The 19,882-nt window shown below is 67.0% G+C and carries 23 protein-coding genes; 21 read left to right on the forward strand and 2 right to left on the reverse strand.

Annotated elements, in window-relative coordinates:
• Positions 1–9: 9 nt before the first annotated feature.
• From FG486_RS02770 to FG486_RS02830, 12 genes are all read left to right on the forward strand, one after another.
• Positions 10–606: a hypothetical protein gene (locus FG486_RS02770; protein ID WP_181266355.1), complete on the forward strand. Its 597-nt coding sequence runs from the start codon at positions 10–12 to the stop codon at positions 604–606.
• A gap of 7 nt (positions 607–613) precedes the next feature.
• The gene (locus FG486_RS02775) at positions 614–2,317 is read left to right on the forward strand and encodes a DEAD/DEAH box helicase (protein ID WP_181266356.1); all 1,704 of its coding nucleotides are present in this window, start codon (positions 614–616) and stop codon (positions 2,315–2,317) included.
• 3 nt (positions 2,318–2,320) lie between these two features.
• On the forward strand, positions 2,321–2,731 hold the full coding sequence (locus FG486_RS18045; protein ID WP_206678357.1) for a DUF6511 domain-containing protein: 411 nt from the start codon (positions 2,321–2,323) through the stop codon (positions 2,729–2,731).
• Positions 2,731–3,498: a hypothetical protein gene (locus tag FG486_RS02785; RefSeq protein ID WP_181266357.1), complete on the forward strand. Its 768-nt coding sequence runs from the start codon at positions 2,731–2,733 to the stop codon at positions 3,496–3,498. The genes FG486_RS18045 and FG486_RS02785 overlap by 1 nt, the downstream gene beginning before the upstream one ends.
• Positions 3,495–5,783, forward strand: coding sequence for an AAA family ATPase (locus tag FG486_RS02790; protein ID WP_194249820.1), 2,289 nt, complete (start codon positions 3,495–3,497; stop codon positions 5,781–5,783). The genes FG486_RS02785 and FG486_RS02790 overlap by 4 nt, the downstream gene beginning before the upstream one ends.
• A 434-nt stretch (positions 5,784–6,217) precedes the next feature.
• The gene (locus FG486_RS02795; protein ID WP_194249821.1) at positions 6,218–6,751 is read left to right on the forward strand and encodes a crossover junction endodeoxyribonuclease RuvC; all 534 of its coding nucleotides are present in this window, start codon (positions 6,218–6,220) and stop codon (positions 6,749–6,751) included.
• A complete protein-coding gene (locus FG486_RS02800; protein WP_181266359.1) occupies positions 6,748–7,176 on the forward strand; it encodes a DUF6362 family protein in 429 nt (142 codons plus the stop codon). The genes FG486_RS02795 and FG486_RS02800 overlap by 4 nt, the downstream gene beginning before the upstream one ends.
• 74 nt (positions 7,177–7,250) lie before the next feature.
• Positions 7,251–7,817, forward strand: a complete 567-nt coding sequence (locus tag FG486_RS18095; RefSeq protein ID WP_241695564.1) for a type II toxin -antitoxin system TacA 1-like antitoxin — start codon at positions 7,251–7,253, stop codon at positions 7,815–7,817.
• Entirely contained in the window at positions 7,814–8,332 is a 519-nt protein-coding gene (locus FG486_RS02815; RefSeq protein ID WP_181266360.1) for a GNAT family N-acetyltransferase, read from the forward strand. Before FG486_RS18095 ends, FG486_RS02815 begins: the two co-directional genes overlap by 4 nt.
• A gap of 384 nt (positions 8,333–8,716) precedes the next feature.
• Complete coding sequence (locus tag FG486_RS02820; protein WP_181266361.1) at positions 8,717–10,045, forward strand: site-specific DNA-methyltransferase; 1,329 nt, start codon at positions 8,717–8,719, stop codon at positions 10,043–10,045.
• Positions 10,046–10,047: 2 nt separating this feature from the next.
• Positions 10,048–10,497, forward strand: coding sequence for a MerR family transcriptional regulator (locus FG486_RS02825; protein WP_241695608.1), 450 nt, complete (start codon positions 10,048–10,050; stop codon positions 10,495–10,497).
• On the forward strand, positions 10,494–10,718 hold the full coding sequence (locus tag FG486_RS02830; protein ID WP_181266363.1) for a DUF7220 family protein: 225 nt from the start codon (positions 10,494–10,496) through the stop codon (positions 10,716–10,718). The genes FG486_RS02825 and FG486_RS02830 overlap by 4 nt, the downstream gene beginning before the upstream one ends.
• A gap of 52 nt (positions 10,719–10,770) precedes the next feature.
• On the opposite strand, the gene FG486_RS02835 is transcribed toward FG486_RS02830, so the two are convergent.
• Both FG486_RS02835 and FG486_RS02840 read right to left on the reverse strand, forming a co-directional pair.
• Positions 10,771–11,316 (reverse strand): DUF3489 domain-containing protein, encoded by a 546-nt coding sequence (locus FG486_RS02835; protein WP_181266364.1) that lies wholly within the window; start codon positions 11,314–11,316, stop codon positions 10,771–10,773.
• A gap of 98 nt (positions 11,317–11,414) precedes the next feature.
• Positions 11,415–11,639 (reverse strand): hypothetical protein, encoded by a 225-nt coding sequence (locus FG486_RS02840; RefSeq protein WP_181266365.1) that lies wholly within the window; start codon positions 11,637–11,639, stop codon positions 11,415–11,417.
• Between the two features lie 114 nt (positions 11,640–11,753).
• Here FG486_RS02840 and FG486_RS02845 point away from each other — a divergent pair, with 114 nt between their 5' ends.
• The 9 genes from FG486_RS02845 (at position 11,754) to FG486_RS02885 (ending at position 19,848) form a co-directional block, all read left to right on the forward strand.
• Entirely contained in the window at positions 11,754–12,314 is a 561-nt protein-coding gene (locus FG486_RS02845) for a hypothetical protein (protein WP_181266366.1), read from the forward strand.
• Positions 12,262–14,265, forward strand: a complete 2,004-nt coding sequence (locus tag FG486_RS02850; protein WP_181266367.1) for a phage terminase large subunit family protein — start codon at positions 12,262–12,264, stop codon at positions 14,263–14,265. The genes FG486_RS02845 and FG486_RS02850 overlap by 53 nt, the downstream gene beginning before the upstream one ends.
• A gap of 1 nt (position 14,266) precedes the next feature.
• The gene (locus FG486_RS02855) at positions 14,267–14,476 is read left to right on the forward strand and encodes a phage head-tail joining protein (RefSeq protein ID WP_045449882.1); all 210 of its coding nucleotides are present in this window, start codon (positions 14,267–14,269) and stop codon (positions 14,474–14,476) included.
• Entirely contained in the window at positions 14,476–15,996 is a 1,521-nt protein-coding gene (locus FG486_RS02860) for a phage portal protein (protein ID WP_181266368.1), read from the forward strand. Before FG486_RS02855 ends, FG486_RS02860 begins: the two co-directional genes overlap by 1 nt.
• 4 nt (positions 15,997–16,000) lie before the next feature.
• On the forward strand, positions 16,001–18,040 hold the full coding sequence (locus FG486_RS02865) for a prohead protease/major capsid protein fusion protein (protein WP_181266369.1): 2,040 nt from the start codon (positions 16,001–16,003) through the stop codon (positions 18,038–18,040).
• Between the two features lie 74 nt (positions 18,041–18,114).
• Positions 18,115–18,450, forward strand: a complete 336-nt coding sequence (locus tag FG486_RS02870; RefSeq protein ID WP_181266370.1) for a DUF2190 family protein — start codon at positions 18,115–18,117, stop codon at positions 18,448–18,450.
• Entirely contained in the window at positions 18,450–18,761 is a 312-nt protein-coding gene (locus FG486_RS02875) for a head-tail joining protein (RefSeq protein WP_181266371.1), read from the forward strand. Before FG486_RS02870 ends, FG486_RS02875 begins: the two co-directional genes overlap by 1 nt.
• The gene (locus FG486_RS02880; protein ID WP_181266372.1) at positions 18,758–19,417 is read left to right on the forward strand and encodes a DUF6441 family protein; all 660 of its coding nucleotides are present in this window, start codon (positions 18,758–18,760) and stop codon (positions 19,415–19,417) included. Before FG486_RS02875 ends, FG486_RS02880 begins: the two co-directional genes overlap by 4 nt.
• Positions 19,417–19,848 carry a hypothetical protein gene (locus FG486_RS02885; protein WP_206678358.1) on the forward strand — a complete coding sequence of 144 codons (432 nt, stop codon included), beginning with the start codon at positions 19,417–19,419 and terminating at the stop codon, positions 19,846–19,848. The genes FG486_RS02880 and FG486_RS02885 overlap by 1 nt, the downstream gene beginning before the upstream one ends.
• Positions 19,849–19,882 lie beyond the last annotated feature (34 nt).

Genomic DNA, 19,882 nt, shown 5'->3' on the forward strand with positions numbered 1-19,882 from the left:
ACCCCAGCCATGACTGGATCCTGGAACGATTTCAACGACGCCAAGCAGAACAGCAACATCATCCCCAAGGGCACGCTGGCCAAGGTGCGCCTGACGATCCGTCCGGGCGGATTCGACGATCCGGCGCAGGGCTGGACCGGCGGATACGCCACGCGGGGAACCACCGGCTCGGTCTATCTCTCGGGCGAGTTCACGGTTCTCGAAGGGCCCTACGCCCGGCGCAAGATCTTCACCCTGATCGGGCTCTACAGCCCCAAGGGGCCGGACTGGGCGAACATGGGCCGCAGCCTGATCCGCGGCATGCTCAACTCCGCGCGTGGCATTTCGGACAAGGACACGTCCGCCCAGGCCCAGGCCGCGCGTCGCATCAGCGGCTTTGCCGATCTCGACGGGCTCGAGTTCGTGGCGCGGATCGACATTGGCACCGACACCAACGGCGAGGAGAAGAACGAGATCCGCGCGGCCGTGACGCCGGATCACAAGGAGTATGCCGCCCTCATGGGCGCGCCCGGCGCGGTGCCGCAGCCGCAGGCTCAGCCGTCCCAGCCCTCCATGCCCCACTCTTCAGCACCGGCGGCGGGCACACGCCCGTCCTGGGCGCAGTGAGGCGGCCATGCTGCTGCGTCCCCGCCAGAAGCAGTTCGTCGAGCGCAGCGTCCGCGCGCTTGGGCTGCACGGAAACACCCTCGGCGTCGCCCCGACCGGAGCCGGCAAGACGATCATGCTTTCGGGGGTCGTCGGTCGCATGGTCGGCGAGACGCCGAAGAGCACGGGCGCCAAGGCATGCGTGCTCGCCCACCGCGACGAGCTGACCGCGCAGAACCGCAGCAAGTTCGGCCGGGTGAACCCGAAGATCACGACCTCGGTCGTCGACGCGAAGGAGAAATCCTGGGCTGGCCAGGTCACCTTCGCGATGGTGCCGACGCTGTCGCGCGCCGGTAATCTCGGCCAGCTGCCCGCGCTCGACCTCCTGGTGATCGACGAGGCACACCACGCGGCCGCCGACAGCTATCGCCGCATCATCGACACCGCGCTCCAGCGCAATGCCATGTGCCGGATCTACGGCGTCACGGCGACGCCCAATCGGGGCGACAAGCGCGGTCTGCGTCCGGTGTTCTCCAACGTCGCCGATCAGATCCGGATCGGCGAACTGATCGCCTCCGGCCATCTCGTGCCGCCGCGCACCTTCGTGATCGATGTCGGCGTCCAGGACCAGCTCACAAAGGTGCGCCGCACGGCCGACGATTTCGACATGGCCGAGGTCGACGCGATCATGAACCGTTCGCCGGTCACGGACGCCGTCATCCGCCACTGGCGGGAAAAGGCGGGCGAGCGCCAGACGGTGGTGGTCTGCTCGACCGTGGACCACGCGCGCAACGTGACCGCCGCTTTCAACGCGGCCGGTGTCGCCGCCGGGCTGATCCACGGCGACATGGCCGATACCAACCGCAAGACGACCCTCGACGCCTACGCCGCTGGAGAGCTGCGGGTCGTCGTCAATGTCGCGGTGCTGACCGAGGGGTGGGATCATCCGCCGACGGGCTGCGTCGTGCTGCTGCGGCCGAGCTCCTACAAGTCGACCATGATTCAGATGGTCGGCCGGGGCCTGCGCACGGTCTCGCCCGAGGAGCATCCCGGCGTCATCAAGACCGACTGCATCGTGCTGGATTTCGGCACCTCGACCCTGCTGCACGGTTCGCTGGAGCAGGACGTCGACCTGGACGGTCGTGAGCCCTCCGGCGAAGCGCCCACTAAGGATTGCCCGGACTGCGGCGCCATCGTGCCGCTCGCCACTATCGAATGCCCGCTGTGCGGTCATGTCTGGGAGCGTCCCGAAGGCGGCGAAGCAGCGCCGCTCGGCGACTTCGTGATGTCCGAGATCGACCTGCTGAAGCGGTCGAGTTTCCGGTGGGTAGCGCTCTTCGGCGACGATGCCGCGCTCATCGCCAACGGCTTCAATGCCTGGGGCGGTGTCTTCTTCCTGAACGGCCGGTGGTACGGCATCGGAGGCCTCCAGAAGCAGCGCCCTCATCTGTTGGCCGTGGGCGAACGCACCGTTTGCCTCGCGGCGGCCGACGATTGGCTCAACGAGCATGAGAGCGACGAGAGCGCCCACAAGACGCGCCGCTGGCTGAACCAGCCGCCCACCGACCGGCAGCTTGCCTTCCTGCCGCCGGAGTACCGGCAGGATTTCGGGCTCACCCGCTACCAGGCCTCGGCGCTGCTGGCTTTTCGCTTCAACCGCGACGCCATCCGCTCCCTCGTCTTCGGGGCGGCCGATGCCGCGCCCGAAGCAGCCATCGGGAGGGCGGCATGAGCCATGGCCTGTCTTACCCCCATCACGGCCGAGGACCGGCGGCGGCTCTGGCATCCGCGTGGAACGCTCTGTGCTGTCTGCCGGCGACCCACCCGTGGCTTTGGCTGGTTCGACCCGGTGCGGTCGAAGCAACCGCGCCCCTCGGTCTGGTTCTGCTCGATGGCCTGCCAAGGCTTCTGGACGCGTTTGGCGCGGGAGCGCTGGGCCATGGTTGATCTCACCGAACAGGAGAAGGCGGCGATCCGCGCCGCCATGAAGCCGGTCGCCGAGATCATGGAGGAGATCGGCTGGCAGGCGCGCTTCTCCGACCTCACGGAGGCGCAGGTGCTCACGCTCATCGAGGTCGCCGTCGGCGGCTTCCAGGACGCCATGCATGCCATGGCTACCGATACGCAAGCGGAGGTGCCGTTCTGATGCTCGACTACAACCATCGCCCCACTTGCGCCGAACGCATCAACGCCGTCATCGACGAAGCGATCGCCGTTAAACGCGCGGCGATTGCGCCCAGAACCTATCTCGGCGGCTCCCGCCTCGGACACAGCTGTGAGCGCGCGCTGCAATTCGAGTTCGCGGGCGCGCCGAAGGATGAGGGCCAGGAGTTCTCCGGCCAGACGCTGCGGATCTTCGAGATCGGACACGCGCTCGAAGATCTTGCCATCGTCTGGCTGCGCGGCGCCGGGTTCGATCTCTATACCCGCAAGGGCAACCGTCCGGATGGGGAGCAGTTCGGCTTCTCGGTTGCTGGCGGGCGTATTCGCGGTCATGTCGATGGGATCATCGCCGCCGCACCCCAGCTACTGGGCATCGGCGTTCCCGCGCTCTGGGAATGCAAGACGATGAATGCCAGGAACTGGCGCGAGACCGTGGCCAAGGGCGTGGTGATGGCGAAGCCCGTCTACGCAGCCCAGATCGCCCTCTACCAGGCCTATATGGAAGCGCAGGTCCCCGGCATCTCCGACAATCCAGCGCTCTTCACCGCCATCAACAAGGACACCGCCGAACTGCACCACGAACTGGTGCCGTTCGACGCGGGGCTCGCCCAACGCATGAGCGATCGCGCCGTGCGGATCCTTGAGGCGACGGATGCAGGGGATCTGCTGCCGCGCATCGCCACGACCCGTGATTTCCACGAGTGCCGAATGTGTCCGTGGGCGGAACGCTGCTGGGGGCTGCCGGCATGAGCGGGAACAAGGTCGTCTCCCTCGATGCGTGGCGCGACTTCAACGACGCCGCGCCGCAGGCCGATCCGTTCGACATCGAGCCGGATCCAGAGCAGATCGCCGTCTTTCTCGACGTCGTCTTCGGTTACTGCGAGGGCTGGGTGCCCCTGCGCGGGTTCGTGGACAAGGGCCAAGGCATCGACGGCCGACCCCACAACGCCTGGATCGAGATCGACGACAGTTTGCTGGAGAAGGCGGTTTCCTTCGCCGGTTGGGCAGCACGCGAAGGGGCGGCCTTCTATGTGGTGCCGGGAACGGTCGCCGAGACCGGCAAGGCCAAGGCCGCCGATGTCCAGCAGATGCAGACGGTCCTCGTCGACCTCGACGCCGGAGATATTGCGGCCAAGCTCGACCACCTCATCCGGCATCTCGGCGAGCCGACACTGCTCGTCGAAAGCGGCGGCCGTACACCGGACGGTCTCGACAAGCTGCATGTCTGGTGGCGCTTGAGTGAACCGGCCGAGGGCGAGGACATCTCGCTGCTCTGTCGGTTGCGCGGCGACATTGCGGTCAAGGTCGGCGGCGATACGCATTTCCGCTCGGCCCACCAGCCGATCCGCCTGGCTGGTTCGGTCTATCACAAGGGCGGGTTCAAGCGCTTGGTCAACATCCGCCGCCACAGCCCGCGGGTCGAGGTCCATCTGCGCGACTTCGCCGAGCTCGTCGCCGACATGCCGCCGCTTGCCGGCGTGGGATCAGAGCCAGGACCATCGAGCGACAAACCCTCGATCACGGAGATCCTGACCACCCCGGTCCGTGAAGGCGGCGAAGACGACTGGACCCGCTTCCAGGGGGCGAGCGCCGCGATCGGCCACTACGTCCGCATGGCGCATGAGGGCCGCATGAGCCGCGACGACGCGTGGGAGGCGATCTGCCAGTACAACGCCGCCCAGCTCCGTCCGAGCTGGCCGCTCGAACGCCTCGCCTCGGAAGCACAGCGGCTCTGGCGGCTGCATGAAGAGCGCCACGGACCGGCCCTCGAACGGATCTCCGTGCCGCCGATGTCCGCGCTTCCGCTCTTCACGCTCGGCGCACTGCTCGACGACGTGAGCCCGATGCCCGACGACATCATCGCGCCGCGCTTGCTGACGCCCGGTGGGATGCTGGTGCTCGGCGGTGCCCCCAAGGTCGGCAAGAGCGACTTCCTGATCAGTCTGCTCGTCCACATGGCGGCGGGCGTGCCCTTCCTCGGCTTTGCGCCGAGCCGGCCCTTGCGGATCTTCTATCTGCAGGCGGAGATCCAGTACCATTATCTGCGGGAGCGGCTTCAGGCCATCCGGATCGAGCCGGCGCTCCTGGCCGCAGCGCGCGACAATCTCGTTGCCACGCCGAAGGTCCGCATGCTGCTCGACGCCCGCGGCGTGGGCCTGACCATCGCCGCGGTTCGCGCCCACTATGGGCATGGCGCGCCCGACATCCTCTGCATCGACCCGATCCGCAATCTCTTCGATGGCGGTCCGGACGGCGGCGGGGAGAACGACAACACCGCGATGCTCTTCTTCCTGCAGGAGCGGGTCGAAGCGCTGCGGGACGCCGTAGCCCCGGATGCCGGCCTGATCCTCTGCCATCACACCCGCAAGATCACGAAGAAGCAGCTCGTCGAGGACCCGTTCATGGCGCTCTCGGGCGCGGGAGCCTTGCGCAGCTTCTACACCTCCGGCGTGATCATGCACCGGCCCGACGAGGACCGGCCGGAGCGGATGCTGCATTTCGAGCTGCGCAACGGTCCCGGCATCGAGCCGATGATGGTCGACAAGGTGGACGGACGCTGGATTGCGATCGACCGCTCCGAGACAAGGCTCGTGCGTCGCGAGTTCGGCGAGAAGCTCGACGCCGAGCGCGCGCGCAAACACGACGTGATCCTTCAACTGCTCTTCGATGAGGCCGAGGCCGGCCGGCTCTACACCGCGCTGCAATTCGCCGAGAGCTTCGAGAACCAGGCCGGGCTCGGCGGCAAGGACACGATCCGTGAACGGATCAGCGTGCTGGCGACGAAGGGTTTCATCAAGTTCGTTCGCGATGGCGCGCCGTTCGGTCTGCCAACCTCGCGTTCGAAGTTCGGCTATCTCTGCGTCGAGGGCATGACGTTCCCGATCGGAGAAGAGACGGCAGACCCCGATACCGGCGAGGTCGTGCCCGTCCGGATCCCGGTCCTTCCCAGCACCTACAAATGCCCGCAGAGCGGCGCGGCGCTGCCGGTCGAGAACCCCCTGGTCTGGGTCTATCAGACGGAGGAGACCTCGTGATGCGCCAGCTCATCCTGATTACGCGGACTTACGCAGGATCAAGTTGTGGCAAGTTGCGGCGAGCTGGGCGGCCAGCTTCCCAACTACTTTCGTTGCTTTTCGCGCCGCCGCGCACCGCCCAGCCATCCCGCGCACATTCAAGTTGGGAAAGCTCGTCCCAACTACCTTGGCTCCCGCGCGCTCCGCTGCGCGGCCTTTTGCAGATTCAAGTTGGGAACGCGACCCACGCCATGGGCCGTCCCAACTTCGATTTCTCCAGAATATTCAACGTGTTGATGCGCTCTCGAAGTTGTGGGGGTGAAAGCCACCCCCTTCGGGGGTGGGGGAGAACCGCGCCGAGCGGGTTCTCCCACTCCCACCCCCAGGGGCTTCGCGCGCGCAGGCACCGTGCCGTCCATCCCCTCACCGACATCAGACGAGAAGGACCCACCACCATGAGCCAGTGCCCGTCCCCCCTCCCCAAGAGCGCGCCCCATCCGGCCCCGGTCATCTCGACATCTGCGCGCGGCGCCATTCTCGCCCTGGATCTCGGCACCACGACGGGCTGGGCGAGCCTGGCGGGTGGGATCGTGCACAGCGGAACCGCCAGCTTCCGCTCCGGCCGCTTCGACGGCGGTGGCATGCGGTACCTGCGCTTCCAGCACTGGCTCGAACAACTGGCCGACGACAGCGGCGGGTTGACCGCGATCTATTTCGAGGAGGTCCGGCGCCATATCGGCACTGACGCCGCCCACCTCTACGGCGGCTTCCTGGCGACGTTGACCACTTGGTGTGAGCGTGAGGGCGTCGCCTATCAGGGCGTGCCTGTCGGCACCATCAAACGCTTCGCCACGGGCAAGGGCAATGCCGGCAAGGAAGCTGTCGTGGCTGCCGTTCGCCAACGGGGCTTCCAGCCCGCTGATGACAACGAGGCCGACGCCATCGCCATCCTGCTCTGGGCGATTGCGACCCGAGGAGGTGTGCTGTGAAGTGGACGCCGAGCCTGGTCGAGGAGCGGCTGGCTGAAGCCGCATCGGTTCTGAAACGACTACCGGAGCCCCGCCGGCAGGGCTACTTCAACGTCTGGCCGGAGATCATCCACAGCTTCGCCGACAAGGTCGGACAGGAGCCGAGGCCGATGCGCGTCGTGCCATCGCCCGCCGCGATCAGCCGGATGGAGGAGACGCTCAGCTGGACGGTGGGGCTCGATCCGATCGACGGCAAGATCGTCTGGTTGCGCGCCTACGGCGAGCGCTGGAAGACCATCTGCTGGAAGGTCGGCCTGCAGCGCTCGGCCGCCCACGAGCACTGGCTCTACGCGCTCTGCGTGATCGCGTGGCGGCTGAACCGCCGTAAAGTCCCCCGGCTCCGATCGCGGCGCTATGTGATTGAAATGGTTAAAGGAGCAGAGTGAGCCGAGTTCTCTGCCGCGGCAGAGGTATTGTCCGGACGGTGTACGGATGCTATATGAGTGTCACGAGGTGAAGGATGGCGACGATCATGAACAAGCGAAATCAAAAAACCGAGGGAAAAGCGCGATCCGTAACCGGGGTTAAAGGGCTCGTGACGTCCGGTGCCTACCACGTTCTGCCCGCTAAGAAGGGCGGCTGGGAAGTGCGCAAGGAAGGCTCTAACCGCGCAACGGCACAATTTGCTACGAAAGCTGAAGCTATATCGCGCGCAAGAGAGGTCAGTAAAAGCTCAGGCTTTGAGCTGAAAATCCACGCCCGGGATGGTCGGATTCGCGAGACTGTTGTTGTCGGTCGTGATGCGAGAGCTTCCGATTCTATGGCGCAAAAGTCCGAGCGTATCGAAGTGCGTACCACGCCGAATATGAAGGCGCTGCTGCAGCGTGCAGCCACGTTTTCGCACAAGAACGTGACGGAATTCCTGCTCGAAGCGGGCATCCATGCCGCCGAGGAAGCGCTCGTCGATCGGCGCATGTTCCGGCTGGATGACGCCCAGTGGCAAGCCTTCCAGGATGTTCTCGACCGCCCCGTCCAGAGCAAGCCGCGCCTCGCCAGACTGCTCGCCGAGAAGAGCGTGCTTGAGTGACGGCGGAGAACCAATCGTTCTCTGCCGTCCGAAAGCTCGATGCCTCCCACGACGTCGACGCGTTTGATTGCGGCAAGGAACCTCTGGATCGATTCCTCCAACGCCACGCTCTGGTCAACCAGAAAGCGGGCAGCGCTCAGACCTATGTCGTCTGCCGCGAGGAGCAGCGTGTCGTGGGCTATTACAGCCTCGCGGTCGGCGCCGTCGAACATGCCGACGCGCCCAGTCGTGTCGGCAAAGGGCTTGCCCGCCATCCGATCCCGGTAATGCTCCTCGCGCGTCTTGCCATCGACCGATCCGAGCAGGGAAAGGGGCTGGGCAAGGCGTTGCTCAAGGATGCACTGCTGCGCACAGGCCAAGCGGCGGACATTGCGGGTATCCGAGCGCTGCTCGTTCATGCCAAGGATGATGAAGCGCGCGCCTGGTACGAGCAGTTCGACTTCGAATCCAGTCCGACCGATCCCTATCACCTCTTCCTGCTGATGAAAGATCTGCGAGCGCTCCTCGGCGAATGATCGCAAGCTCGCGAAGCGAAGCGGAAAGTGTCCGCGGGACACTTTTCGAAGAGACGAAAACCCCGGTTCTTGGGTAGATTCTGGCTATCCTCGGGAGAGGCGCGCGCGTCGCGGCCTTGGTCCCGCTTCCAGACGAGTTCGCGGGTCCTTCCTGGCGGAAATCCTATGCTGGCGGGCGAGGCGCGATGGATCGCCAGCGACAGGGCCGGATTTTTGGGAAGCCACCCGGCATCCGGATCCACGCAGATCCCGAGAAACCACCAACGAACACGCGCCTGATGGTCGGACGCCCGTTGCGCCCGCTGGACCCAGCACGGAGTCCAGCGCGGCTTCCGGAGTCCAGGACCACAGGTGTCCACTTCGATCCACGGACCCATCCGACCCATGACGCTGAGCTTCGCCCCTGAGCGGATCGAGACCTGGCCGCTTTCGCGCCTCCAGCCCTACGCCAAGAACGCGAAGGTGCACGGCGCGGACCAGGTCGCCAAGATTGCCGCCAGCATGGCCGAGTTCGGCTGGACCGTGCCCTGCCTCGTCGGCGAGGACGGGGAGCTGATCGCGGGCCACGGTCGCGTTCTGGCTGCCACGCAGCTTGGGCTGACCGAGGCACCGGTGATCGTGCTCGGTCATCTGACCGAGGCGCAGCGCCGGGCCTACCGCATCGCGGACAACAAGCTGACAGAACTCGGAAGCTGGGACGAGGCGTTGCTGTCCGCCGAGCTGCAGGGACTGCTGGCCGAGGACTTCGATCTGTCGCTGGTCGGATTCTCCGACGGCGAACTCGACAAGCTCCTCGCGCTCGACCCGGACGCAGACGATGAAGACGGCAGGGCTGGCGGCTCGGTTCCGCCCGTGACCATCCCCGAGCCGCCGCGCAATCCGGCCTCCCGCACGGGCGATCTCTGGCTCCTCGGCGATCACCGGCTGCTCTGCGGTGACGCCACCAACCACGAGGATGTACGCCGTCTGATGAACGGCGAGCGTGCGGTCCTGTTCGCCACCGACCCGCCGTATCTCGTGGACTACGACGGCTCGAACCACCCGACGCGGAACAAGGATTGGAGCCAATCCTACGGCGTCACCTGGGACGACAGTTCGCAGGGCGAGGAGCTTTACGACGGCTTCATCGCCGCGGCCGTGGCCGAGGCGATCACCGAGGACGCCGCCTGGTATTGCTGGCACGCGTCCCGCCGCCAAGCGATGCTGGAGGCTTGCTGGGAGAAGGCCGGCGCCTTCGTCCATCAGCAGATCATCTGGGTAAAGGACCGCGGCGTCCTGACCCGGTCCCATTACCTTTGGAAGCACGAGCCCTGCCTCATGGGCTGGCGCCGCCCGAACCGTCCGCCGAAGGTCGCCGAGGAGACGCTGCCCTCGACGTGGGAAATGCCGTCCTTCGCCAAGGATGAGCGCCCCGACCACCCGACGCCGAAACCGCTCGATGCCTTCGGGATACCGATGCGCCAGCATGTGGCGCGGGGCGGGCTCTGCTACGAGCCATTCTCTGGCTCCGGCTCGCAGATCATGGCGGGCGAGGCCAACGGGCGCCGCGTCTTCGCTATGGAGATCAGCCCGGCCTATGTCGATGTCGCTGTGGAGCGCTGGCAGGCGGATACTGGGCGCAATGCGATCCTTGATGGCGACGGCCGGACCTTCGCCGAGGTGAAGGCCGAGTGGTTGGGCGAGACGGCGTCTGCGCCCCAGAGAACGGTGTGAAGATGTGGTCGATTCATGCGGTTGCCGAAGCCTGCGCCATGACGACTGGCGAACTGAGCCAGTGGATTTCGCGCGGTCACTACCGGCCCTCCGAGGGGGTTCGACCCGGCCAGCGACGGTGGTTCGATTGGCGCGACCTCGCATGCCTCGCGGTCATCAACGCGCTTCGGAAGCACTCTCTGTCGATCAACGCGATGAGTTTGATTGCTGGCGACCTGCGCGAATATCTCGCTGAGATGGACAAGATCCCTGACTCCTCGGGGCTCCTCTTATGCGCGAGTTGGGACGAGCGCCAACCCGGTCAGACAATCGGGCTAATGTCCGAAACGGAACTCTGCCGGCTGCTCAGGTCCCATCCCGAGACGGTGATTGTCGTGGATGTAGCTGCCGTATATCACTCGGCTCTCGCGAAACTTCCCTCCGAGGTCATCTCGCGAGGTGCCAGACCGTGAAACAGAGCCGCGCCATGTCTCTCGTCGAGTCCCTTGCCAATGTCGCCGTCGGCTACGGTGTGGCGGTGGCGACTCAGATCCTGATCTTCCCAATCTTCGGACTGCACACCACACTGGGGCAGAATCTCATGATGGGAGCCATCTTCACGGTGGTCAGCATCGGACGTTCCTACGCGCTGCGTCGGCTGTTCGAGGAAATCCGGTTGCGCCATGCCAGATGAAAACCGCCGCCCGGGTCGGGCGGCGGCATCGGGTCTGGAAAACGTCGTGTCTTCACGCCGGCGGGAGGCTGTACACCCGCCCGCGGCCCTCAATCTTCTCGGAGGTCACTTCGAGACCAAGCTTTTTCTTGAGAGGGCCCGCCATCGCGCCGCGCACCGTGTGTGGCTGCCAGCCGGTGGCCGCGACAATCTCAGCGATGGTGGCGCCATCCGGCGCGCGGAGCATGGCGATCAGCGCGGCCTGCTTGGTGCCCTCGCGCGGCGTGCGCGTCGTGGGCGCAGCCCTCGGCTGACTGGGGGTGCCCGGCGCACCCTCAGGCGCGGTGTTCGCATCCTTGGGCTCGACGCCGATGGCGGCGAGGCCTGCGTCGGTCGCCACCAGCGTGGTGCCGTGACCGTCCCCGGTCTCGCGCCAGACAAGTTCGCCCTTGCGGATGTTGGCATCGACTTCCTCGATGAAGCCTTTGGCGATCATCGTCTCCACCACCTTGGTGGCGGCGCCTCCGCGCAGGGAACCGGGAAGCGGCAGGACATTGTGACTGTCGCGTTGAGCGGCGGCGCTGAGAATTACGGCTTGCGTGTCGGTGAGCTTGGTCATGGGGTCGTCTCCTTGGATTGAACCGCGACCGTCGCGGCCCTTCTACGACCCCAAGCCGCGCGGCACGGCGCGGCCGGAGTTCAGGCAGGCGCAGGATTTCACCCGGCGTGCTCGCCCTTGCGGAACGCCATGTCGGTGATCTCGCGCAGCTTGTCGCGGTAGTGGCTCAGGGAGCCGACATGGCCCCAGTTGATCTCGTCGGGATTGGTCTCGAAATGGTCGTCGCTGAGCGCCTTGAGGCGTTCCAGCATGCTGTCGACCTCCAGCTTGGCGGCGATGAAGGCGTCGAGTGCCTTCGAGTTGTCGGTGGCGCGTCGGGTCATCTCTGTGGCTCCTCGTGGCGAGTTGCAGCGTGGTCTTGAAAGCCACGTTCGCTCTGTCCGAACCGCTTATCAACTCGATAAGCACCTGGATCGCAACAATAATCGGAGAACGCCATGCAGGGGCTGAGCGAGCGCCAGTACGCCGCGCGCGTCGGTCTATCGCGGGGCGCGATCCAGAAGGCGAAGGCGGCGGGACGGCTGGTCCTCCATGAGGATGGCAGCATCGACGCAGAGGCGAGCGATGCACGCCGGGCGGCGATGACGGACCCGTCGAAGTCCCGGCGCACCACGGCATCCAAGCTCAAGCCGGTCCCCGACGCGGCCGTGTCCGCCGTTGGCGACACTCTGCGGGAACAAGGGCTTGCCGCGCCGCCCATCGGCAGCGGCACGACCTTCCTGCAGGCCAAGACCGCGAATGAGGTGCTGAAGGCCCAGGAGCGGCGCATCCGGCTTCAGAAGCTCAAGGGAGAACTCGTCGACCGCGCCCGGGCGGTTGCGGTCGTGTTCCGGCTGGCACGCGAGGAGCGCGATGCCTGGGTGAACTGGCCGGCGCGCGCGGCGGCGCTGATGGCGGCCGAACTCGGCGTCGAGGCGGCCGCCATGCAGAAGGCCTTGGAGAAACATGTACGCGCCCACCTCGACGAACTCGCCGAGGTCCGGCCCGAATTCCGGTGACGAATATGACCTGAGGGATTTCGAAGGCGCTGCTGAGATCCTGCGCGCCTGGGGCAACGGGATCCGACCGGATCCCGACCTCACCGTCTCGGAATGGGCGGACCGGCACCGGATGTTGGCGTCCCGCGCCTCGGCCGAACCGGGGCGCTACCGCACGATGCGAACGCCCTACATGCGCGAGATCATGGACCGGCTGTCGCCCGGCGACGCGGCGCAACGGATCGTGTTCATGAAAGCCGCGCAGGTCGGGGCGACGGAAGCCGGCAACAACTGGATCGGCTTCGCGATCCACCAGGCGCCGGGCCCCATGCTCGCGGTCCAGCCAACCGTGGAACTGGCCAAGCGCAACTCGCGCCAGCGCATCGATCCGCTGATCGACGAGAGCCCGGAGCTGCGGGAGCGGGTCAAACCGGCCCGATCCCGCGATGCTGGGAACACGATGCTGTCCAAGGAATTCGCGGGCGGCATACTGATCATGACCGGCGCGAACTCGGCGGTCGGGCTGCGCTCGACCCCGGCGCGCTACATCTTCCTCGATGAGGTCGATGCCTATCCGGCTTCGGCCGACGAGGAAGGCGACCCGGTGACCCTGGCCGAGGCGCGGTCGCTGACCTTTGCCCATCGGCGCAAGGTGTTTCTGGTCTCGACGCCGACGATCCGGGGGCTCAGCCGCATCGAGCGCGAGTTCGAGGCGTCCGACCAGCGGCGCTACTTCGTGCCGTGCCCGCATTGCGGGGCGATGCAGTGGCTGAAGTTCGATCGGCTGCGCTGGCAGAAGGGCAAGCCGGAGACGGCGGAGTATCTCTGCGAGAGCTGCGATCAGCCCATCGCGGAGCACCACAAGACGGCGATGCTGGACGGCGGCGAATGGCGGGCGACCGCCACGGCCGCTGATCCCACGACGGTCGGCTACCACCTCTCGGCGCTCTATTCGCCGGTGGGCTGGCTCAGCTGGTCCCGGATCGCGCGCAGCTGGGAGGCGGCCCAAGGCTCCGACGAGGCGATCAAGGCGTTCCGCAACACTATCCTCGGCGAGACATGGATCGAAACCGGAGAGGCGCCGGACTGGCAGCGGCTCTACGATCGCCGCGAGGCGTGGCAGCCAGGCACGGTGCCAGCGGGGGGGCTGTTCTTGACGGCGGGCGCGGATGTCCAGAAGGACCGGATCGAGGTCGATGTCTGGGCCTGGGGCCGAGGGCTTGAAAGCTGGCTCGTCGATCACGTGCGTGTAGAGGGCGGGCCGGACCGGCATGATGCTTGGGACCAATTGACGGCACTCCTCGACCGGTCGTGGCCGCATGAAAACGGTGCGCACCTTCGGATCGCGCGGCTCGCCATCGACACGGGCTACGAAGCCCCGGCCATCTACGCCTGGTCGCGCAAAGTCGGCTTTGCACAGGTCGCGCCAGTCAAGGGGCTCGAAGGCTTCAATCGCTCCAGTCCGGTCTCCGGCCCCACTTTCGTGGATGCGACCGAGGGCGGGAAGCGCCTGCGTCGCGGCGCCCGACTCTGGACGGTGGCCGTCTCGACCTTCAAGGCCGAAACCTACCGCTTCCTGCGGCTGGAGCGTCCGACGGCCGAGGAGCGTGCCGAGGGCGCGGCGTTCCCGCCCGGCACGATCCACCTGCCGACATGGGTCGAGAGCGAGTGGCTGAAGCAGGTCGTGGCTGAACAGCTTGTGACGGTGCGCACGAAGCGCGGCTTCGCGAAGCTCGAATGGCAGAAGCTGCGCGAGCGCAACGAGGCACTCGATTGCCGGGTCTACGCCCGCGCGGCCGCCTGGATCGCGGGCGCCGACCGCTGGACGCAAGAGAAATGGCGTGACCTCGAAGACCAGCTCGGGGCGGCCCCTACCGACAGCGATCCCGCCGGGCAGATCCACAGGCCGGGACAGGTGCCCCAAGGCAAGCGCCGTTCCGACTGGATCGGGCGGCGGGAAGGATGGTTCTGAGATGACCGACTGGACCGAAACCGAGCTCTCGGCACTGCGCCGGGCCTATGCCAGCGGCACGACCCGCGTCAGCTATGACGGCAAGTCCGTCGACTACGGCTCGGCGGAGGATCTGCTCGCCCGCATCCGCACCATCGAGCGTGCGATTGCCAGTGTGGGCCGGCCGCTTCCGGTCGCCGGGCTCGCGGGCTTCTCGCGCGGGGATCGCTGATGGCGGCGAACTGGTTCGACCGCGCCATCGCTTCGGTCGCCCCTCGGGCCGCCGCGCGGCGTGTCCTGGCGCGACAGGCGTTCGAGACGCTCGCGCGCGGCTACGAAGGCGCCGCGCGAGGACGCCGCACGGAGGGCTGGCGTGCCCCGGGATCCTCGGCTGACACCGAGATCGGCGTGGCCGGGGCACTCTTGCGTGATCGGATGCGCGATCTCGTCCGCAACAACCCGCATGCAGCCAAGGCGGTGGCGGTGCTGGTGAACAACATCATTGGCTCAGGGCTAATGCCGCGTGCCGCCAGTGGGGACGAGGCGCTGGACCGCCGCGTCGACGCCCTGTTCGAGCACTGGACAGCGGAATGCGACGCCGATGGCCAGCTCGACTTCTACGGGCTTCAGACGCTGATCTGCCGTGAGATGGTCGAGGCCGGCGAAGTGCTGGTGCGCCGTCGCCTGCGGCGCGCGGCGGACGGCCTTGCCGTCCCGCTGCAATTGCAGGTGCTGGAGGCCGACTTCCTCGACGCCACCAAATCCGGTGCGCTTGGCGCCGGACGGCTGGTGCAGGGAATCGAGTTCGATCCGCTCGGCAAGCGCAAGGCCTACTGGCTCCACGCCGAGCATCCTGGCGACGCCTATGGCGCCCTGCAAAACGGCCTGCAGAGCCGGCCGGTCCCGGCGAGCGAGATCGCGCATGTCTATGAGAAGCAGCGCACGCAGGCGCGCGGCGTTCCCTGGGGCGCGCCGGTCATCCGCGCCCTTCGTGATCTCGACGATTACGAGGTGGCCGAGATCGTTCGCAAGAAGACCGAGGCTTGCGTCACCGCCATCGTCTTCGGCGACGACGAGGCGCAGCAGGGCATCGCCCCGGCGGTGGTCGACGCCGACGGCAACCGGGTCGAGCAGTTCGAACCAGGACTGATCGCCTATGCCCGCGGCGGAAAGGACATCCGCTTCAACCAGCCGGCCGCCACCGGCGGCTATGGCGAGTACAAGCGCGCGAGCCTGCATACCATTTCGGCCGGGTTCCGGGTGCCCTACGAGCTACTCACCGGCGATCTCAGCCAGGTGAACTACTCCTCCATTCGGGCGGGGCTCGTCGAGTTCCGCCGAATGATCGACGCTGTCCAGTGGCAGCTCTTCATTCCGATGCTCTGCACCCCGGTCTGGCGCTGGTTCACCGAGGCCGCGTGGGCCGCAGGACAGATCCCGACACCGGACGTGCCGGCCGAATGGTCGCCGCCCAAGTTCGAGGCGGTCGACCCGCAGAAGGACGCGATGGCGAACCTTCTGGCGATCCGCTCGGGAACGATGACACTGGCCGAGGTGATCGCCCGGCAGGGCCGCAATCCCGACGCCGTGCTGGCGGAGATCGCCGTGACGAACGCCAAGCTCGACGCCCTCGGGCTCGTGCTCGACAGCGACCCCCGCCGCGTAACCAAGACCGGCAGCGCGCAAGCGAGCGACCCGGCAACCGATCCGGAACCCGACCCGGGGCAGCCGGACACCGCCCAACAGGACTGACTTCATGGACACGATGATCGAACTGCCGGCGCTTCGCCGGTCGGCGGAGCTTGCGCCGAACACCGTCGATGCCGACGCACGCACCGTCGAGGTGATCTGGTCGGCGGGCGCACGCGTCCGGAGGGCGAGTTTCTTTGGCGAGCCCTATGACGAGGAGCTGAGCCTCGACCCCGCCCATGTCCGGCTCGACCGGCTGAACGCGGGCGCGCCGTTCCTGAAGGTGCATGAGATCGACACGCTCGACGCCGTCATCGGCTCGGTGGTGCCCGGCTCGGCGCGGATCGAGAACGGCTGCGGCATCGCGCAGGTCCGCATCAGCGAGCGCGCCGATGTCGAGCCGATCTGGCGCGACATCCAGGCCGGGCACATCCGCGCGGTCTCCATCGGCTACCAGGTCCATCGCTTCGACATCTCGAAGCCAGACGGCGGGCGGGAGCTCTGGCGGGCGGTGGACTGGACCCCGTTCGAGATTTCAGCGGTCCCGGTCGGGGCCGACCCCGCCGCGGGCTTCCGCAGCCAGAGCCCGCTTGAAACCTGCGTCCTTCACCGCCGGGACGCGCCCCCTAACCCGCAAGGAGCATCCCCGATGACGGAGAAGACCCAGACCCCGGCCCCGACTGAAGAGGTCGTGGCCGAACCGACGAGCGAAACGGCAGCGACCGAGGAGATCACCATGACCGACACGCCCCCGAGCGCGGCCGACACGCAGACCCGCGCGCGTCCGAAGACCGCCAAGCCCGATACCCCGGATCCCGAGGCTGCAGCGAACCGCGCCCGCGAAGCCGAACGTGAGCGTGTCTCGACCATCTACGATCTGGCTGGTCGCCTGAACCTCGAGCGCGGCTTCGCCGAGGATCTGGTCAAGCGCGGCGTCAGCGTCGACGAGGCGCGTCGCCTGATCCTCGATCAGGTCGCAGCGAAGTCGGAGGAGACGCGGACCTTCGGCCAAGTCTCCGTCCCGCTCGGTGGCCGGGATGAGCGCATCACCCGCCGCGATGCCGTGGCCAATGCGCTGCTGCACCGGTACAGTCCGACGCTGTTCCCGCTTGAGGACGCTGCGCGTCAGTATCGCGGTATGACGCTGCTGGAACTCGCCCGCGAAAGCCTCGGCAATGCCGGGGTGAACACGCGCGGCCTCTCGCGTGACGAGGTCGCGACGCGCGCGCTGCACTCGACCTCCGACTTCCCCGAGATCCTCGCGGCCGTCACCAACAAGACCCTGCGCCAGGCCTACGAGGCCTACCCGCGGACCTTCGCGCTCTTCTGCCGCCAAGTGCTGGCGACCGACTTCAAGGCGATGCACCGCGTCCAGCTCGGCGAAGCCCCGCAGCTGCTGGAGGTTGGCGAGAGCGGCGAGTTCAAGCGCGGAACGCTCGGGGAGAGCAAAGAGAGCTACCGCGTGAAGACTTACGGCCGGGTCGTCGCCATCACCCGGCAGGTGCTGATCAACGACGATCTGGACGCCTTCACCCGGATCCCGGCGATGTACGGCAACTCCATCGCCCAGCTGGAGTCGGACGTGGTCTGGGGCATCATCACCGCCAACCCGGCCATGGCCGATGGCAATGCGCTGTTCCACACCACCCATAAGAACCTCGCGGGCACCGGCGCGGCGCTCGACGTCACCAGCGTGGGTGCAGCCCGCGCCGCCATGGCCAAGCAGACGGGTCTCGACAAGAAGACGGTGCTCAACATCCGACCCGCCTTCCTGATCGTGCCGGCCTCGCTGGAGCTGAAGGCCGAGCAGCTGGTCGCGCAGAACCTCGTGCCCGCGTCGAGCGGCAACGTGGTGCCGCAGTCGATCCGCACGCTCGCGCCGATCAGCGAGCCGCGCCTCGACGCCGCCAGCGAGACCGCCTGGTATCTGGCCGCCAGCCCCAACCAGATCGACACCATCGAGTACGCCTATCTCGAAGGCCAACAGGGCGCCTACATCGAGACGCGCAATGGCTTCGATGTCGACGGGGTCGAGATCAAGTGCCGCCTCGACTTCGGCGCCAAGGCCATCGACTGGCGCGGCCTCTACAAGAACCCGGGCGCGTAACGCACCCATCCTGAATCCTGACATGCGGGCGGTCCTGACGGGCCGCCCTTCGTCTTTCCAAGAGGATCAAGCCCATGAAGAACTACGTCCAGCCCGGCAACACCATCACCCTGACCGCGCCCTATGCCGTCGTTTCCGGCGACGGCCTGCTCGTCGGCTCCATCTTTGGCGTGGCCGCGGGCAGCGCTGCCCTCGGCGAGACCGTCGAGGCGTCGCTCGTCGGCGTCTTCGACCTGAAGAAGGTCGCCTCGCAGGCGTGGGCCGCGGGCGACAAGGTCTACTGGGACAACACCAACAAGGAGGCGACGAAGACCGCCACCGCCAATACGCTGATCGGCATCGCGACCGAAGCGGTCGCCGGTGGTGCCGGTGACGTCATCGGGCGGGTTCGCCTCAATGGCAGCTTCTGATGTCGGCCATCGCCGCTGCGTTCCAGTCGCTGTTCGCCGACCCGAACATGGCGCGGGACGCGACCTACACGCCAAAGGGCGGCAGTGCCGTCTCCGTCCGGGTCGTCTTGCGCCGGCCCGACCGTGTCTTCGAATTCGGAGAGACACGGTTGCATGCCGCCACGACGCTGCTCGACATTCGCGTCGCCGATGCGCCCAGCCTTGCCGAAGGCGACGGGTTCCAGTTCGACGGCGTTTCCTATGTCGTCCAGGGAGAGCCGAGCCGCGACGCGGAGCGACTGATCTGGACGGCGGAGTTGCGCGAGGCATGAAGTTCTCGGTCAGCACGATCGGCGACATCGGCAAGATGATGGCCGACGAGATCAAGGCCGCCGAGAAGGCCGTCACTGCTGGGATCTCACAGGCCACCGAAGGCCTGAAGACCGAGCTCCGGACGCAGGTCACCTCGGCGGGACTGGGTCCGAGACTAGCGCGCACCTGGCGCGGACAAGTCTACCCCAAGGGCGAAGACAGCATCCGGGCGGCGGGTCTCGTCTGGTCCAAGGCGCCGGGCATCATCCGCATCTACGAGGACGGCGCGACCATTCGCTCTAAGAGCGGCTTCTTCCTCGCGATTCCGACGGCGGCCGCTGGCCGGTACGGGGATGGCGGTCGGAAGATCACGCCGGGTGGATGGGAGCGACGGACCGGGCAACGGCTGCGCTTCGTCTATCGACGCCGCGGTCCCTCTCTCCTCGTGGCCGACGGGATGCGTGCCCGGACAGGCAAGCGTGGTGGCTTCTCTCGCGCGAGCGCTTCCGCACTCCGGACGGGCCGAGGACTGGTGACCGTGCCGATGTTCATCCTGGTTCCGCAGGTCACCCACGCCAAGCGCCTCGAGGTGGCCGGCGCCGCCGAGCGCTGGGTGAGCCGGCTACCCAGCCTGGTCGTGCGCAACTGGATTTCTGATGGGGACGGGAGCCGCTGATGTCTCGACGTGAACAGATCCTCGCCGCACTCGCGGCTGTTCTCGCGGGGCAGTTGGCGGCGCCGGTGCGGCGCAACGAGGTGCTGCCCGAGAAGGTGCCCGCCGCCGGTCTCGTCATCCTGCGCGATGGCGAACCCGGCGAACCCGACATCACCCTCAATCCACGCGCCGAGTTCTATGCGCACAGGGTCGAGCTCGAAGTCTATGTGCCGCGGGATCCCAGCGGCGGCGGCGAAGCGGCACTCGATCAGCTGCTTGGTGCGATCGGGGCCGCCCTGCGTGTCGATGAGACGCTCGGCGGCCTCGCAGAGAACCTGACGCCGTCAGCCCCGGAAACGGGTGCGCTCGCTCTCGAAGGAGCGCCGCCGATGCTGACCGCCCGGATCATCGTCACGATCGAATACCTGGTGAGCGATCCGCTCACCGCCTGACCCAACCACGACCCAATCACGGACAAGACGGGAG

The organism is Blastomonas ursincola (assembly GCF_013607875.1).
Taxonomy (GTDB): domain Bacteria; phylum Pseudomonadota; class Alphaproteobacteria; order Sphingomonadales; family Sphingomonadaceae; genus Blastomonas; species Blastomonas ursincola.

Coding starts and splice junctions, on each gene's coding strand:
- FG486_RS02770 (WP_181266355.1), top strand. CDS start 10: ATGACTGGATCCTGGAACGATTTCAACGACGCCAAGCAGAACAGCAAC.
- FG486_RS02775 (WP_181266356.1), top strand. CDS start 614: ATGCTGCTGCGTCCCCGCCAGAAGCAGTTCGTCGAGCGCAGCGTCCGC.
- FG486_RS18045 (WP_206678357.1), top strand. CDS start 2,321: ATGGCCTGTCTTACCCCCATCACGGCCGAGGACCGGCGGCGGCTCTGG.
- FG486_RS02785 (WP_181266357.1), top strand. CDS start 2,731: ATGCTCGACTACAACCATCGCCCCACTTGCGCCGAACGCATCAACGCC.
- FG486_RS02790 (WP_194249820.1), top strand. CDS start 3,495: ATGAGCGGGAACAAGGTCGTCTCCCTCGATGCGTGGCGCGACTTCAAC.
- FG486_RS02795 (WP_194249821.1), top strand. CDS start 6,218: ATGAGCCAGTGCCCGTCCCCCCTCCCCAAGAGCGCGCCCCATCCGGCC.
- FG486_RS18095 (WP_241695564.1), top strand. CDS start 7,251: ATGGCGACGATCATGAACAAGCGAAATCAAAAAACCGAGGGAAAAGCG.
- FG486_RS02820 (WP_181266361.1), top strand. CDS start 8,717: ATGACGCTGAGCTTCGCCCCTGAGCGGATCGAGACCTGGCCGCTTTCG.
- FG486_RS02825 (WP_241695608.1), top strand. CDS start 10,048: ATGTGGTCGATTCATGCGGTTGCCGAAGCCTGCGCCATGACGACTGGC.
- FG486_RS02835 (WP_181266364.1), bottom strand. CDS start 11,316: ATGACCAAGCTCACCGACACGCAAGCCGTAATTCTCAGCGCCGCCGCT.
- FG486_RS02840 (WP_181266365.1), bottom strand. CDS start 11,639: ATGACCCGACGCGCCACCGACAACTCGAAGGCACTCGACGCCTTCATC.
- FG486_RS02845 (WP_181266366.1), top strand. CDS start 11,754: ATGCAGGGGCTGAGCGAGCGCCAGTACGCCGCGCGCGTCGGTCTATCG.
- FG486_RS02850 (WP_181266367.1), top strand. CDS start 12,262: ATGTACGCGCCCACCTCGACGAACTCGCCGAGGTCCGGCCCGAATTCC.
- FG486_RS02855 (WP_045449882.1), top strand. CDS start 14,267: ATGACCGACTGGACCGAAACCGAGCTCTCGGCACTGCGCCGGGCCTAT.
- FG486_RS02860 (WP_181266368.1), top strand. CDS start 14,476: ATGGCGGCGAACTGGTTCGACCGCGCCATCGCTTCGGTCGCCCCTCGG.
- FG486_RS02865 (WP_181266369.1), top strand. CDS start 16,001: ATGGACACGATGATCGAACTGCCGGCGCTTCGCCGGTCGGCGGAGCTT.
- FG486_RS02870 (WP_181266370.1), top strand. CDS start 18,115: ATGAAGAACTACGTCCAGCCCGGCAACACCATCACCCTGACCGCGCCC.
- FG486_RS02875 (WP_181266371.1), top strand. CDS start 18,450: ATGTCGGCCATCGCCGCTGCGTTCCAGTCGCTGTTCGCCGACCCGAAC.
- FG486_RS02880 (WP_181266372.1), top strand. CDS start 18,758: ATGAAGTTCTCGGTCAGCACGATCGGCGACATCGGCAAGATGATGGCC.
- FG486_RS02885 (WP_206678358.1), top strand. CDS start 19,417: ATGTCTCGACGTGAACAGATCCTCGCCGCACTCGCGGCTGTTCTCGCG.